13 protein-coding genes are annotated in these 13,832 nt (G+C 59.5%); 9 read left to right on the top strand and 4 right to left on the bottom strand.

The genetic code is table 11. From position 1 onward, the window contains the following. Positions 1-144: 144 nt before the first annotated feature. On the top strand, positions 145-2,328 hold the full coding sequence (gene katG, locus J2X71_RS13795; RefSeq protein ID WP_310382621.1) for a catalase/peroxidase HPI: 2,184 nt from the start codon (positions 145-147) through the stop codon (positions 2,326-2,328). Positions 2,329-2,703: 375 nt separating this feature from the next. Then, a complete protein-coding gene (locus J2X71_RS13800; protein ID WP_310382622.1) occupies positions 2,704-4,509 on the top strand; it encodes a diguanylate cyclase in 1,806 nt (601 codons plus the stop codon). A 25-nt stretch (positions 4,510-4,534) separates the two neighbouring features. Here the strand turns inward: J2X71_RS13800 and J2X71_RS13805 are convergent, their stop codons facing one another. From J2X71_RS13805 to J2X71_RS13820, 4 genes are all read right to left on the bottom strand, one after another. After that, positions 4,535-4,735 carry a hypothetical protein gene (locus J2X71_RS13805; protein ID WP_310382623.1) on the bottom strand — a complete coding sequence of 67 codons (201 nt, stop codon included), beginning with the start codon at positions 4,733-4,735 and terminating at the stop codon, positions 4,535-4,537. A gap of 139 nt (positions 4,736-4,874) precedes the next feature. Continuing rightward, positions 4,875-5,894, bottom strand: a complete 1,020-nt coding sequence (locus J2X71_RS13810) for a glycine betaine/L-proline ABC transporter ATP-binding protein (protein ID WP_310382624.1) — start codon at positions 5,892-5,894, stop codon at positions 4,875-4,877. Beyond that, positions 5,887-6,774, bottom strand: a complete 888-nt coding sequence (locus J2X71_RS13815; protein WP_310382625.1) for a proline/glycine betaine ABC transporter permease — start codon at positions 6,772-6,774, stop codon at positions 5,887-5,889. The genes J2X71_RS13810 and J2X71_RS13815 overlap by 8 nt, the downstream gene beginning before the upstream one ends. A 105-nt stretch (positions 6,775-6,879) precedes the next feature. Next, entirely contained in the window at positions 6,880-7,878 is a 999-nt protein-coding gene (locus J2X71_RS13820; RefSeq protein ID WP_310382626.1) for an ABC transporter substrate-binding protein, read from the bottom strand. A gap of 492 nt (positions 7,879-8,370) precedes the next feature. Between J2X71_RS13820 and J2X71_RS13825 the strand changes: the two genes are divergently transcribed. The 7 genes from J2X71_RS13825 (at position 8,371) to J2X71_RS13855 (ending at position 13,795) form a co-directional block, all read left to right on the top strand. Then, the gene (locus J2X71_RS13825) at positions 8,371-9,159 is read left to right on the top strand and encodes a GntR family transcriptional regulator (protein ID WP_310382627.1); all 789 of its coding nucleotides are present in this window, start codon (positions 8,371-8,373) and stop codon (positions 9,157-9,159) included. Further along, positions 9,149-9,985, top strand: a complete 837-nt coding sequence (gene kduI, locus J2X71_RS13830; protein WP_310382628.1) for a 5-dehydro-4-deoxy-D-glucuronate isomerase — start codon at positions 9,149-9,151, stop codon at positions 9,983-9,985. Before J2X71_RS13825 ends, kduI begins: the two co-directional genes overlap by 11 nt. Positions 9,986-9,990: 5 nt before the next feature. After that, the gene (gene kduD, locus J2X71_RS13835) at positions 9,991-10,746 is read left to right on the top strand and encodes a 2-dehydro-3-deoxy-D-gluconate 5-dehydrogenase KduD (RefSeq protein WP_310382629.1); all 756 of its coding nucleotides are present in this window, start codon (positions 9,991-9,993) and stop codon (positions 10,744-10,746) included. 87 nt (positions 10,747-10,833) lie between these two features. After that, entirely contained in the window at positions 10,834-11,517 is a 684-nt protein-coding gene (locus tag J2X71_RS13840) for an amino acid ABC transporter permease (RefSeq protein ID WP_310382738.1), read from the top strand. 8 nt (positions 11,518-11,525) lie between these two features. After that, positions 11,526-12,179, top strand: coding sequence for an amino acid ABC transporter permease (locus tag J2X71_RS13845; RefSeq protein WP_310382630.1), 654 nt, complete (start codon positions 11,526-11,528; stop codon positions 12,177-12,179). Then, entirely contained in the window at positions 12,163-12,891 is a 729-nt protein-coding gene (locus J2X71_RS13850; protein WP_113320153.1) for an amino acid ABC transporter ATP-binding protein, read from the top strand. The genes J2X71_RS13845 and J2X71_RS13850 overlap by 17 nt, the downstream gene beginning before the upstream one ends. 109 nt (positions 12,892-13,000) lie before the next feature. Further along, entirely contained in the window at positions 13,001-13,795 is a 795-nt protein-coding gene (locus tag J2X71_RS13855) for a transporter substrate-binding domain-containing protein (protein WP_310382631.1), read from the top strand. Positions 13,796-13,832 lie beyond the last annotated feature (37 nt).

Consider the following 13,832-nt stretch of genomic DNA (forward strand, 5'->3'; position numbering starts at 1 on the left):
ACACGCTTCCGATAAAAGGAAATAGAGGGAGGATGCGTGCCGACTCCGGTTGAACCGGAGTGAGGTGCAGGCACGCAATCAGGCCCAATAGTTTAACGGACAAGGCGGCTGTCGAACGGTCGTCTGGAGCAATAGGAGAAAACTATGGACCAGAAACCTGACAGCGCGGGCAAATGTCCCGTTGATCATTCGGGAACACGTCGCAGAGGCAATCGTGACTGGTGGCCGAACCAGCTCGACCTGCAGATGCTTCACCATCATTCCGGTCTTTCCGACCCGCTGGGCAAGGATTTCGACTATGCGGAAGAGTTCAAAAAGCTCGATCTTGATGCGGTGAAGAAGGATCTTCATGCGCTGATGACAGATTCGCAGGATTGGTGGCCGGCAGACTTCGGTCACTACGGCGGTCTCTTCATCCGCATGGCCTGGCACAGCGCAGGCACCTATCGCATCACTGACGGTCGCGGCGGCGCCGGTCAGGGCCAGCAGCGGTTTGCGCCTCTCAACAGCTGGCCTGACAACGTCAACCTCGACAAGGCTCGCCGCCTGCTCTGGCCGATCAAGCAGAAATATGGCAACAGCATTTCCTGGGCCGACCTGCTGATCCTCACCGGCAACGTCGCGCTCGAATCCATGGGTTTCAAGACCTTTGGTTTTGCCGGCGGCCGCGCCGACGTCTGGGAGCCGGAAGAGCTCTACTGGGGTCCGGAAGGAACCTGGCTGGGTGACGAGCGCTATAGCGGCGAACGCGAACTGGCAGAGCCGCTCGGCGCCGTGCAGATGGGCCTCATCTATGTCAACCCGGAAGGCCCGAACGGTACTCCCGATCCGCTCGCATCCGCCCGCGACATTCGCGAAACCTTCGCCCGCATGGCGATGAATGACGAAGAAACCGTGGCACTGATCGCCGGCGGCCATACCTTCGGCAAGACGCACGGTGCCGGCGATCCGTCCTTTGTGGGTGTCGATCCCGAAGGTGGCGAGATCGAAGCCCAGGGGCTCGGCTGGACGAGCAAGTTCAACAGCGGCGTCGGCCGCGATGCGATCGGCAGCGGTCTGGAAGTCACTTGGACGACGACCCCTACCAGGTGGAGCAATAATTTCTTTTGGAACCTGTTCGGCTATGAATGGGAGTTGGAAAAGAGCCCAGGCGGTGCCCACCAGTGGGTCGCAAAGGGCGCTGGTGCAACGATCCCTGATGCCTTCGATTCTTCGAAGAAGCACCTGCCGCGAATGCTCACTTCCGACCTCGCATTGCGCGTCGACCCTGCCTACGAGAAGATCTCGCGCCGCTTCCTCGAAAACCCGGATCAGTTCGCAGACGCCTTTGCTCGCGCCTGGTTCAAGCTCACCCACCGCGATATGGGCCCGAAGGTCCGCTATCTCGGCAAGGAAGTTCCGGCAGAAGACTTGATCTGGCAGGATGTCATCCCGGCCGTCGATCATCCCCTTATCGACGATGAGGATATCGCCGAGCTCAAGGTCAAGGTCGCAGCCTCCGGTCTCACCGTTCAGGAACTCGTCTCGACCGCATGGGCGTCCGCTTCGAGCTTCCGCGGCTCCGACAAGCGCGGCGGCGCCAATGGCGCGCGTATTCGCCTTGCGCCGCAGAAGGATTGGGAAGTCAACGAACCGGCACAGCTCGCCAAGGTTCTTGGCACTCTCGAAGGCATCCAGAAGGACTTCAATGCAGCCCAGACCGGCGGCAAGAAGGTCTCGCTCGCCGACTTGATCGTGCTTGCGGGTGCAGCTGGTGTCGAAAAGGCGGCCAAGGCCGGTGGCCAGGACATCGTCGTGCCGTTCACGCCGGGCCGCATGGATGCATCGCAGGAGCAGACGGATGTTGCTTCCTTCGCAGCGCTTGAGCCGCGTGCCGACGGGTTCCGCAACTACGTGAATAGCAACCGCCTGCAGTTCCTGAAGCCGGAAGAAGCCCTCGTCGATCGCGCCCAGCTGTTGACGCTGACCGCGCCTGAAATGACGGTTCTCGTCGGTGGCCTGCGCGTGCTCACGGCCGGCACGCCGGAACATGGCGTCTTCACCGCGCGTCCGGAAGTGCTGACGAACGACTTCTTCGTCAACCTGCTCGACATGGGCACGGTCTGGGCTCCGGTCGCCGGCAAGAACGGTGTTTATGAGGGCCGCGACCGCAAGACCAATGCGGCTAAGTGGACCGGCACTCGCATCGACCTGATCTTCGGTTCGCATTCGCAGCTTCGCGCGCTTGCGGAAGTCTACGGCCAGGCCGATGCCAAGGCGAAGTTCGTGAAGGACTTCGTTGCCGCATGGAACAAGGTCATGAACGCCGATCGTTTTGATCTCGTCTGATTGAAAAGCCTGTCTGGACGCGGCGTTCCCGCCGCGTCCAGACGTCAAATACAGGTGAACATCGCTGTTCGCTTGTTGCGCACTCGATGGTCCGTTGCAGCTGGCCCAGCCAGGCACACTGCAACTACCTCTTGAAACAAATCCGGTAGAGGGCGGCCCACAGGGCGGATCAGTTACACAAAACTGATTGATTGAGACCATTCGATATCGACCGCACCGCGCTGCGATTGCCAAGTGCCATGCCTGCCGCTACGCCATTTTGCAGCTATTGCTCAATTCAGATTTTCGCGCTTTTTCGCAAACCGTATACTGCCACAGTATTATGTTAGAGGTTTCTTTAATTCCCCTTCAATCCGATTTCGCTATCATGGCCATATGAGAATAAGCACCATCACCAACTGGGCCTACGGCATAACCGTGATCCTCACGGCGCTTTCGGCCGTTGCTTTCATCATGTCGTCGCGCAGTGCCGAGGACGAGCGGCGTGCGGTTGAGGAACATCTCGCTCTCGATACGCTGACCGAACAGCTTGAGATGGGTGCCGAAGTCTCCAGCGATGAAGCGAGGCTCTACGTCATGCGCGGCGAACAGCGCCACCTCGATGCCTTCAAGGCGGACGAGGAAATCGAACGGCGGCACGAAGCCGAGGCCCGGCAGATTGCGGCAAGGGACATATCCGCTGTGGAGCGGAATATTCTCGATGGCATAGTCAACCAGGCTGAGGCACTTGACGCGGTGGAAGCCGCCGCTGTCGATACTTTCCAGAGGGGGGACAGACAGGCAGCGCAGCAAACACTTTTCGGGCCGGAACATGAGCGGTTGCAAACCGCTCTCCTGGAGTCTGCCGCACATCTGCGCGATATCACGGCGACACGCACGGGAGCAGCACTCGACGATGCACGCCGGCGCAGCGACCAATGGAGCCTTGTCGCCAAGATCATGCTGGCGATAACCGGTCTGCTCTTCCTTGCGGTGCTCTACTTCATCCTGCGGCGCCGTGTGGCCATGCCTCTGGTGCGCATGACCGGCATCGTTACCCGGCTCGCCAGGCAGGATTACGCGGTCGAGGTCCCTGACGACCACCGCCGCGATGAAATAGGCGAGATGAACGAGGCCATCCAGATCTTTCGCGAAAACGGGCTTGAGCGTGAACGCCTGGATGCGGAGCGGCGGGCTGACCAGCATACCAAGGATCTCATCCTGCAGATGATGCATCGCCTTCAGGCTTGTGAAAATCAACATGAGCTGGCCGATGTCGTCGCGCGCTTCGCGCCGCAGATCTTTCCAGGCATTGCCGGAAGTCTTTATATCCTCGACGAGGATAAGTCCGCTCTCGCGCAAGCCGGCACGTGGCTGGAGCCTGTCAACGCGCAGGCGGCCTTTGCGGCCAATGCCTGCTGGGCTCTGCGACGCGGCCGGCCGCATAGGAGCGGCACTGGCGACGGCGATGTGCCCTGCCAGCATGTCGAGGGGAGTGGTGTTGCGGCCTCCTGTTTCCCGTTGACGGCACAGGGTGATATGATCGGTCTCCTCTATCTCGAGGAGCGTCACGCGCAGACGCCAGTGCTGGACAATGTCCGCCTCTATCTGGAGCTGATTGCCGAGAATGTAGGGTTGGCGGTCGCCAATCTGCAGTTTCGTGAAAAGCTGACTGATCTTGCTATCCGCGATCCGTTGACCGCGCTCTTCAACCGCCGTTTCCTCGACGACATGCTGCATCGGCGTGGGCGCGACAATGGCCAAGAGCCACTCGCCTGCCTGATGATCGACATCGATCACTTCAAGCGTTTCAACGACCAGTTCGGTCACGATGCCGGCGACATGGTCATGCAATATGTCGGGCAGGTCCTGCGCAGCGCTGTCGCCGATATCGGCAACGCATTCCGTTTTGGCGGGGAGGAGTTTACCATATTGCTGCCTGACTGCAGCGAAGAGCATGGTTTCGAATTCGCCGAAAAATTACGCGCGCAGATCGGCGGCGCGGCACTTTCATACTCAGGTCAGATCATTGGCGCAGTGACGGTATCAATCGGCGTGGCGGTGTCACCTGCAGAAGGCGCAGTCGATACGCTGGTCAGTCGCGCCGACGCGGCTCTTCTCGACGCCAAAGCCAAGGGCCGCAATAAGACTGTTCTGGCAAGCAATTTGAGCAGGCGATCGCAGGAAACGCTACGCGCCTGATATCGGCAAAGAGGCAGTATGCCGGTCAGTTGCCGGTGACGCCATGCGGCGCATGTTCGGCGATCTCGCGGGCTGCGCCGTAGTCGCGCTCGTGGGCGGAGCGGAAGCGATGTTCGGTGCGGCCGGTCAGATCACGATAGTAGCGGTCGGTCATGCCATCGGCATAGGTGCCGGTATCGGCGTCGAAGTCTTCAGTCGACGGCTTGATCGAGAAAAATTTGAACATCTTCGAGGTCCTCCACAGCGTGCTATCAATCCGGACGTGTCGTTCGGTTCCTTCTCCAAGATCATTATAATGAAAAAATTAACCATGTTTAAACAAACGGCATGTGTTTGGCTGCATGCCGTCTGATTGCTTAAGATTTTCATGCCTGGTGCAAAAGCAGCGCCAGCAACTGCTGCAGCGAAACGCCGCCCAGCGGCTGACCCTCCTGTGATATGACAGCGGCAGAGGAGACGTCAGCGCGAGACATTTCCCGCAATGCCCCTTCGATATCCATATCTTCCGAAAGCTGCAGCTGGCTTTCGACCGGGATTTGTTTCGCGACGGCACCGATCTTGATGACCCGGCCGCGATTGACCTCCTTCACGAAGGCGGCAATGTAATCATTGGCGGGATTGAGGACGATTTCCGCCGCCGAACCCTGCTGGATGACTTCACCGTCGCGCAGGATGGCGATTTTCTCGCCGAGCCGGAGAGCTTCATCGAGATCGTGGGTGATGAAGACGACCGTTTTCTTCAGGTCCTTCTGCAGATCGAGGAGGACGGTCTGCATGTCGACGCGGATCAGCGGATCGAGCGCCGAATAGGCCTCGTCCATCAGCAGGATTTCGGCATCATTGGTGAGTGCTCGCGCCAGGCCGACACGCTGCTGCATGCCACCGGAGAGCTGGTTCGGATAGTGCCCATCAAAGCCCTCCAGGCCGACGCGCTTGATCCAGGCATTGGCCCGTTCCTCACGCTCTGCCTTCGCGACGCCCTGGATTTCTAGACCGTAGACGGTGTTCTGCAGCACGTTGCGATGCGGCAGCAGGCCGAAACGCTGGAAGACCATCGCGGTCTTCCGGCGGCGGAATTCACGAAGCTGCAAGGCATCCATGCGGCAGACATCCTCGCCGCCACAGAGGACTTCGCCCGAAGTTGGGTCGATTAGCCGGTTGATGTGGCGGATCAGCGTCGATTTGCCCGAGCCGGAAAGACCCATGATGACGGTGATCTTACCGCCGGGGATGGTGATGTTGATGTCTTTCAGCCCAAGCACGTGACCATGCACTTTATTGAGCTCGGTCTTCGACATGCCCTTGCTGACGGCTTCCACATAGTCGCGGCCACGCGGGCCGAAGATCTTGAAGAGGCTCCGGATCTCGATCGAATTACTAGCCATGCACGATCTCCCGGTGCTTCTGGAGTCGCAGGCCATAGGCCTGACTGATCCGGTCGAAAATGATGGCAATGCCGACGATTGCGAGACCGTTGAAGACGCCGAGGGTGAAATACTGGTTGGAGATGGCCTTGAGAACCGGCTGGCCAAGCCCTTGAACGCCGATCATGGAGGCGATGACCACCATGGCGAGCGCCATCATGATTGTCTGGTTGATGCCGGCCATGATGGTTGGCAGCGCCAGCGGCAGCTGGACGTTGCGAAGCTTCTGCCAGCTCGACGAACCGAAGGCATCGGCTGCCTCCAGCACATTCTCGTCCACCATGCGAATGCCGAGATTGGTGAGGCGGATCATCGGCGGCAGGGCGTAGATGACGACGGCAATGACACCAGGCACGCGACCGATGCCGAGAAGCATGACGACGGGGATCAGGTAGACGAAGCTCGGCATGGTCTGCATGACGTCGAGGATCGGATTGACGATCCTCTGCATCGTATTCGACCGTGCCATCAGGATACCGAGTGGCAGGCCGATCACGATCGAAAGCACGGTACAGACGAAGATCATCGACACGGTCTTCATCGTATCTTGCCACATGTCGAAATAGCCGATGACGAGAAGCGTCAAAACGCAGCCGATAACGACCTTCCAGCTGCGGCTGGCAAACCAGGCAATGGCGGCAAAAACAATCAGAATGATTGGCCAGGGTGTGCCGGTCAGCAGCCGTTCGGCCCAGATAAGAAAACTCTGCAGCGGGCTGAAGGCTGCTTCGATGCTGTCGCCATAGGCGCGTGTGAAGGCACGAAATCCTTCATCGACGCTCTTCTTCAGCTCGCGCAGCACGTCGTCATTCATTGTCGGAAATTTCCAGAGCCAATCCATAGCCGTTCCCAAAATAGATAGCGGCGGCGGCCGATTGTTGTTTTGGCCGTCGCGCCGAAGGATTGTCTGGGCAGCGGCAAGGCTGCCCATGTCATGTCTGAGTGATTAGAGCGAAGCCTTGATCTTTTCGGCGGCTTCCGGCGAGACCCAGTCCTTCCAGAGGGGCTCATTATTCTTCAGGAAGTATTTGGCGCCGTCTTCGCCGGTTGCCTGATTGTCGGTCATCCAGGCGATCAGCTTGTTGACGGTGTCATTGGTCCAGGCGCGCTTCTTCAGGTAATCGATGGCAGGGCCGCCGCGATCGGCAAAACTCTTGCTGATCAGCGTCTGCACATCATCGGCCGGCCAGGCATTCGGCTTGGGATCGGCGCAATCGGCAACCGAGGTGCAACGCTTCCATTCGGCCGCGTCATATTCCGTGCCGTATCCGAGCTTGACCATCTCATATTTGCCGAGCAGCGAGGTCGGTGCCCAATAATAGCCGACCCAGGGCTGCTTGCCTTCATAGGCCTTGGCGATCGAGCCATCGAGTCCTGCGGCAGACCCGGTGTCAACGAGCGTAAAGCCTGCTTTCTCAGCATCATAGGCCTTGAAGAGCTGCGCGGTGACGACAGTGCCGCCCCAGCCCTGAGGGCCGTTGAAGACCGCGCCCTTGCTCTTGTCTTCCGGTGCCGGGAAGAGTTCGGGATGCTTGAGAAGGTCGGGGATGGTCTTAACGTCGGGATGGGCGTCGGCGATGTATTTGGGGATCCACCAGCCCTGGATTGCGCCATCGGAGAGGATCTTAGCGCCTTCGACGACCTTGCCGCCTTCAAGGCCACGCTTCACCAGTTCCGGCTGAAGGCTGACCCAGGCTTCCGGGGCGATATCCGGTTCGCCTTTTTCTGCCATGGAGGTCAGAGTAGGGACGGTATCGCCAGTGACGATTTCGGCCGTGCAGCCGTACCCTTCCTCAAGAATGATTTTGTCGAGGCTTGCGGCCACTTCCGCGGACTGCCAGTTCATGCTCGCGATCGTGACATTGCCGCAATCGGCTGCAAAAACGCTGCCGCTCGCGAGCATCGTGCCGGCTGCGAAGATGGTGGATGCCAAAAGTACTTTCATTTTTTTGTTCCCTCTGGTCGCGGTGCATCCTTAACCCGGGCGCCGGCGGCACCGCGTGCGCCGACCCTTGCATTGAGCCTGCTTTAGGACCGCAACGGCCATTCTGGTTGCGTCAGAAAATGGCGTATTAGAGCCTTCTTTCAAGGCTGTCTTAAATACGGCGTCGCTGACGGAATGATGGTGTGGCGTAGTCGCGCCTCGGTTGTGCATTTCGTTCGAAGAGTTCATCGGCTAGGTGCTCGGACCACCATTCAATTGGGACAGATGGTTCGCGAGAATCGCTTCGAACAGATCGCTCAACACTCTCGTCCTCTGGGCACCTGGCAGATTTCCCACCACGGCTCCGTTTTCCGCAACCGCAAAAATACGGCTCATTCACGTGCTTGTCAGAAGTTGGATACTAATATATTACTTTCACATCAGGCCGATGTGGAGGCGGTCCTCGATGATTTCAAACACTCGATTGCTGATCTGTTGCTTGGAAGGAATGCGATGAATTCGCCCTCCGGAATCGCGCGCAAGAAGCGCTCCCTGCAAGGGGTCACGGTGCTTTCGCATCAGCGGGCAGCTGCCCCGCGGGCAGCGACGCTGGTCTATAATGCGCTTCTCGACGACATCGTCTCGCTACGTCGCAAGCCGATGGAACTGCTGAACGAGAAGGAACTCGAAGCGCAGTTCGGCGTCAGCCGCACGCCGATCCGTGAAGCCATCATCCGACTTGCTGATGACGGCCTCGTCGATGTCTTCCCGCAATCCGGCACTTTCGTCTCCCGCATTCCGCGCCGCGCGCTCTACGAAGCGATCCTGGTGCGCAAGGCGCTGGAGGATACGACGGTTTCGATCGCGGTCGAGAAGATGACGCCGGCAGGACTGCGTGCGTTGGAGCGCAATCTCGCTGATCTGGATGCTTGCCACCGTGATGGCGATGTCGCGGCCTTCCACGTCATCGACAATGATTTCCACCAGCTCATCAGCAATATCGCCGGCTTTCCCGGCATCTGGGCGATCATCCAGCAAGTCAAGGTTCATAGCGATCGTTACCGCCTGCTGACGCTGCCGCAGCAGGGCCGTCTGACGCGCGTCATCGAGGAACATGCCGCGGTCATCGATTGCATGCGAGCCGGCGACAAGGACGGCGCGAAGGCGGCGATGGAGTTCCATCTCGGCAAGCTGCTGCACGAAGCCGAAAAGGCCGAGATGCTCGACCCAGCCTATTTCATTGAGGATGCCCCGCACACGGCGGCATCCGGAGGAGAGAAGGACAATTCCAATGCAGATTGACGTACGACACGCCTCCCATCCTGAAGCTGTCCGGGGTTTCGATACGGAAACGCTGCGGCGCCACTTCCTGGTCGAGACGGTTTTTGCGCCTGCCGAGATCAGCCTGACCTATTCGCATTATGACCGCATGGTCATCGGCGGCGCTGCGCCGCTCGGCACGGCTCTCGTACTCACGGCGCCGAAAGCGATCGGTCAGGACACGTTTCTGGCGGAGCGTGAACTTGGCGTGCTGAATGTCGGCAATTCCGGCCGCGTGGTCGTCGATGGCATGATCTACACTCTGGCGAAATATGACTGCCTCTATGTCGGCAAGGGTGCCGTCGATATCAGTTTCGAAAGTGCGGAGGCTGCCGATCCGGCAAAATTCTATCTGGTCTCGACGCCGGCCCATGCAAGCCACCGGACCGTGCTTCTGACGCGCGACAAGGCGCGGCATCTGACGCCGGGCGAGGCGGCAACCGCCAACAAGCGTTCGATCTATCAGTATATCCATCCAGAGGTTTGCCAGTCCTGCCAGCTCACCATGGGCTTCACCAGCCTGGAGACCGGCAGCATCTGGAACACCATGCCGAGCCATACACATGACCGGCGCATGGAAGCCTATCTCTATTTCGACCTCGATGCCGATCAGCGCGTCTTCCATTTCATGGGAAAGCCGCAGGAAACGCGTCACATGCTCGTCGCCAACGAACAGGCCATTATTTCGCCGCCCTGGTCGATCCATTCCGGCGCCGGCACCAAGAATTACAGCTTCATCTGGGCGATGGCCGGCGACAACAAGAGTTTCACCGACATGGATCATATCGCCATCGGCGATCTCAGGTGATGGCGATGCAGGCTCTTTTCGACCTTTCGGGAAAAACTGCCGTCGTCACTGGTGCCAATACCGGCATCGGGCAGGGCATCGCCGTCGCGCTGGCAGAGGCTGGTGCTTCGATCGTCGCCGTCGGCCGTTCCTCGATGGATGAGACCGAAGCCCTGGTGGCGAAGGCGGGTTCGAAATTCCACGTCATCAAGGCCGATCTCGGTACGATCGAACCGGTCAAGCCGATCGTTGCGGAGGCACTGGAACGCCTCGGGGCGCTCGATATCCTCGTCAACAATGCCGGTATCATCCGCCGTGCCGACGCGATCGACTTTACCGAGGAAGACTGGGACGCGGTGATGAACGTCAACCTGAAGACGGCCTTTTTCCTGTCTCAGGCGGCTGCCCGTCACATGCTCGAAAAAGGGCGCGGCAAGATCATCAATATCGCCTCGCTGCTCTCCTTTCAGGGCGGCATCCGCATCCCGTCCTACACGGCCTCGAAGAGCGGCCTTGCAGGTCTGACCCGGCTGCTCGCCTGCGAATGGGCGGGCAAGGGTGTGAACGTCAATGCCATCGCCCCCGGCTATTTCGTGACCAACAACACGACGGCGCTGCGCGAAGATGCCGATCGCAATGCCAGCATCCTGGCCCGCATCCCGGCCGGCCGATGGGGCGAGCCCGGCGATATCGGCGGTGCCGCCGTGTTCCTGGCATCGGCGGCATCCGATTATGTGCACGGCACGGTGCTGCCGGTCGACGGAGGCTGGCTGGCGCGCTGACGCGACAGCCGCGAGGAGACATGACGTTTTCCTGCGGGAAGGCGAGGCTGCGCCAGTGGAGTTGGCGTGGCCGGAATGGAGGAGGACATGCAGTACCAGTTCGATTTTTCGGCCTTGCTGCCCTACTGGAGCGATTTCCTGTCAGGCGCGCTCGTCACGATCGAGATCACCGTCTTTTCGGTGATCATCGGTCTGGTAATCGGCGTTGTCTGCGCGATCGCCCGCCGCTCGACTATCGGGCCGCTGCGTGCCCTCGTCAGTATCTATGTGGAGACCGTGCGCAACACGCCTTTCATCGTGCAGATCTTCTTTATCTTCTTTGGCCTGTCCTCGGTCGGCATCCGTCTACCGATCATTGCGGCCGCCGTTTTCGCCATGGTCATCAATGTCGGGGCCTATACGGCTGAGATCGTACGCGCCGGCATGGATTCCATTCACCCAAGCCAGATCGAGGCGGCTGAAGCGCTTGGCCTGTCAAAGCTACAGATCTATCGCGACATCATCCTTCTGCCGGCGATCGAGCGTGTTTATCCGGCGCTCTCCAGCCAGTTCATCCTGATGATGCTGTCGACCTCGATTGCCTCGCAAATATCCGCCGAGGAGCTGACGGGTGTCGCCAACAACATCCAGTCGAATACGTTCCGATCGTTGGAAACCTACATGGTGGTCGCCGTTCTCTACATCGCCATCACCTATCTGATGCGGGCAGGCTTCTACGGCCTCGGTCTCATCGCCTTCCCGCGCCGTCGCCGGCTCGGCACGTCGCTCTAGAGGTCGCCATGCTCGGTGGGTTTTCCTTCAATCACCTGATCTATCTGCTGGATGGTCTCGTCTGGACGATGGTGCTGTCTGCGCTCGCCTTCCTGCTGGGTGGCATTGCCGGCTTCTTCGTGATGCTCTGCCGCATCTCGCGCTTCCTGTGGGTACGGCGCGCAGCCCTCATCTACATCCAGATCGTTCAGGGCACGCCGCTCCTGATCCAGATGTTCATCCTCTATTTCGGCCTTGGGGTCATCAATATCTCCGTGCCGCCGCTGGTCGCAGCCGGCCTCGGCATGATGATCTATTCGAGCTCCTATCTCGGAGAGATCTGGCGTGGCTCGGTGGAATCCATTTCGCGCACGCAGTTCGAGGCGGCCGAATGCCTCGGCCTGACACGCTGGCAGGCGCTGCGGGACGTGATCCTGCCGCAGGCTCTGAGGATCGCCACGCCTCCGACGGTGGGTTTCCTCGTCCAGCTCGTCAAGAACACCTCGCTCGCCTCGGTCGTCGGCTTCCTGGAGCTGACGCGTGCAGCGCAGGTCATCAACAACTCCCTGTTCCAGCCCTTCCTGGTCTTTGGTATCGCAGCGCTTCTCTACTTCGCTGTCTGCTATCCGTTGTCGGTCTGGAGCCGCTCTCTCGAGAGGAAGCTCAATGTCGGTCGCCGTTAAACTCACCAATGTCGTCAAGCGTTTCGGCGCGCTGGAGGTGCTGAAGGGCGTCTCCTTCGAAATCAACGCCGGAGAAGTGGTGGCGCTGATCGGCCAGTCCGGCTCCGGCAAGAGTACGGCGCTGCGCTGCATCAATCGGCTGGAGACGATCCAGGACGGCTCGATCGAGGTCTGCGGCCATCGCGTCGAAGACCCGAAGCTCGATCTCAGGACATTGCGTCGTGATATCGGCATGGTGTTCCAGAGCTACAATCTCTTCCCGCATATGACGGTCGCGGAAAACATCATGCTGGCACTGCGCCGCGTGAAGGGCATGCGCAAGGACCAGGCCTTCGAGATCGCCAAGCAGGTGCTGGCCAAGGTCGGTCTCTCTGAGAAGATCGATGCCTATCCGGAGCAACTGTCAGGCGGCCAGCAGCAGCGTGTGGCGATTGCCCGCTCGCTCGCCATGCAGCCGAAGGTAATGCTGTTCGACGAGGTGACCTCGGCGCTCGACCCGAAGCTTACGGGCGAGGTGCTGCGCGTCATGGAAGATCTTGCGCGCGGCGGCATGACGATGATCGTCGTCACCCACGAGATGGGTTTTGCCAAGCGCGCCGCCAACCGCGTCATCTACATGCATACCGGCAAGGTCTGGGAGACTGGTGGCGCCGACATTCTGAGCAAACCGCAGACGCCCGAACTCAAGGAATTCATGGCCGCAGAGCTTTAGCCCCCGTCATCGCGGGAGGAAATTGCCTGTCCCGGATGAGCCGGCACAGGTTTGACAGGAGGCCCGACAGAGAGCGGGCAGAGGCAATCAGGTAGAGGAGACTTGGAGTATGCCGAAGACAATGATTTCGAAACTGGCACTGTTGGCGGGCGCGGGCCTGCTGGCGTTGGCAAGCGTTGCCCATGCCGACGTGCTCGACAATATCAAGAAGGCCGGCAAGGTTCGCATCGCAGTCGCGATGGGCATTCCGGAATATTCCTTCGTCGATGAAAACCTTAAGCCGACCGGCTCGGACGTCGAAACCGCGAAGCTGATTGCCAAGGATCTCGGTGTCGAACTGGAACTGGTGGAAATCACCAATGCTGCTCGTGTTCCCTCCGTGCAGACGGGCAAGGCCGATATGGTCGTCTCTTCGCTCGGCATTACCGAAGAGCGCAAGAAGGCGATCGACTATTCCGTTCCCTATGCGACGCTCGCGCTCGTCGTTGCCGCTCAGCCGAGCGTTGAGATCAAGAACTATGCCGATCTCGGCGGTAAACGCATCGGCGTCACCCGCGCCACAACAAATGACCAGGACATCACGGCCAATGCAAAGGATGCGGATATCGTCCGTTTCGAGGATGACGCAACACTGATCACCTCGGTCGTCTCGGGTCAGGTCGATATTCTCTCCAGCCAGTCGGCTGTCATCAACGGCATCAACAAGAAGATGGCCGATCATCCGCTGCAGGTGAAGTTCACCCAGAAGGAAACCAACCTCGGCATCGGTATTCCGAAGGGCGAAGCCGGCCTCAAGACTTGGCTCGACCAGTGGGTGAAGACCAATTTCGACAACAAGGTGCTGCGCGATATCTATCGCAAGTACCACAATGCAGAACTGCCCGACGATCTGACCTCGCGTTGATCGGATAGAAGCGTTGGCGCCTGAAGGCGCTGGCCCT

The organism is Rhizobium sp. 1399 (genome assembly GCF_031455475.1).
GTDB lineage: Bacteria > Pseudomonadota > Alphaproteobacteria > Rhizobiales > Rhizobiaceae > Rhizobium.

What these genes read in the sequence shown, in the direction of transcription:
- katG (WP_310382621.1), top strand. Translation starts at nt 145, where the DNA reads ATGGACCAGAAACCTGACAGCGCGGGCAAATGTCCCGTTGATCATTCG.
- J2X71_RS13800 (WP_310382622.1), top strand. Translation starts at nt 2,704, where the DNA reads ATGAGAATAAGCACCATCACCAACTGGGCCTACGGCATAACCGTGATC.
- J2X71_RS13805 (WP_310382623.1), bottom strand. Translation starts at nt 4,735, where the DNA reads ATGTTCAAATTTTTCTCGATCAAGCCGTCGACTGAAGACTTCGACGCC.
- J2X71_RS13810 (WP_310382624.1), bottom strand. Translation starts at nt 5,894, where the DNA reads ATGGCTAGTAATTCGATCGAGATCCGGAGCCTCTTCAAGATCTTCGGC.
- J2X71_RS13815 (WP_310382625.1), bottom strand. Translation starts at nt 6,774, where the DNA reads ATGGATTGGCTCTGGAAATTTCCGACAATGAATGACGACGTGCTGCGC.
- J2X71_RS13820 (WP_310382626.1), bottom strand. Translation starts at nt 7,878, where the DNA reads ATGAAAGTACTTTTGGCATCCACCATCTTCGCAGCCGGCACGATGCTC.
- J2X71_RS13825 (WP_310382627.1), top strand. Translation starts at nt 8,371, where the DNA reads ATGAATTCGCCCTCCGGAATCGCGCGCAAGAAGCGCTCCCTGCAAGGG.
- kduI (WP_310382628.1), top strand. Translation starts at nt 9,149, where the DNA reads ATGCAGATTGACGTACGACACGCCTCCCATCCTGAAGCTGTCCGGGGT.
- kduD (WP_310382629.1), top strand. Translation starts at nt 9,991, where the DNA reads ATGCAGGCTCTTTTCGACCTTTCGGGAAAAACTGCCGTCGTCACTGGT.
- J2X71_RS13840 (WP_310382738.1), top strand. Translation starts at nt 10,834, where the DNA reads ATGCAGTACCAGTTCGATTTTTCGGCCTTGCTGCCCTACTGGAGCGAT.
- J2X71_RS13845 (WP_310382630.1), top strand. Translation starts at nt 11,526, where the DNA reads ATGCTCGGTGGGTTTTCCTTCAATCACCTGATCTATCTGCTGGATGGT.
- J2X71_RS13850 (WP_113320153.1), top strand. Translation starts at nt 12,163, where the DNA reads ATGTCGGTCGCCGTTAAACTCACCAATGTCGTCAAGCGTTTCGGCGCG.
- J2X71_RS13855 (WP_310382631.1), top strand. Translation starts at nt 13,001, where the DNA reads ATGCCGAAGACAATGATTTCGAAACTGGCACTGTTGGCGGGCGCGGGC.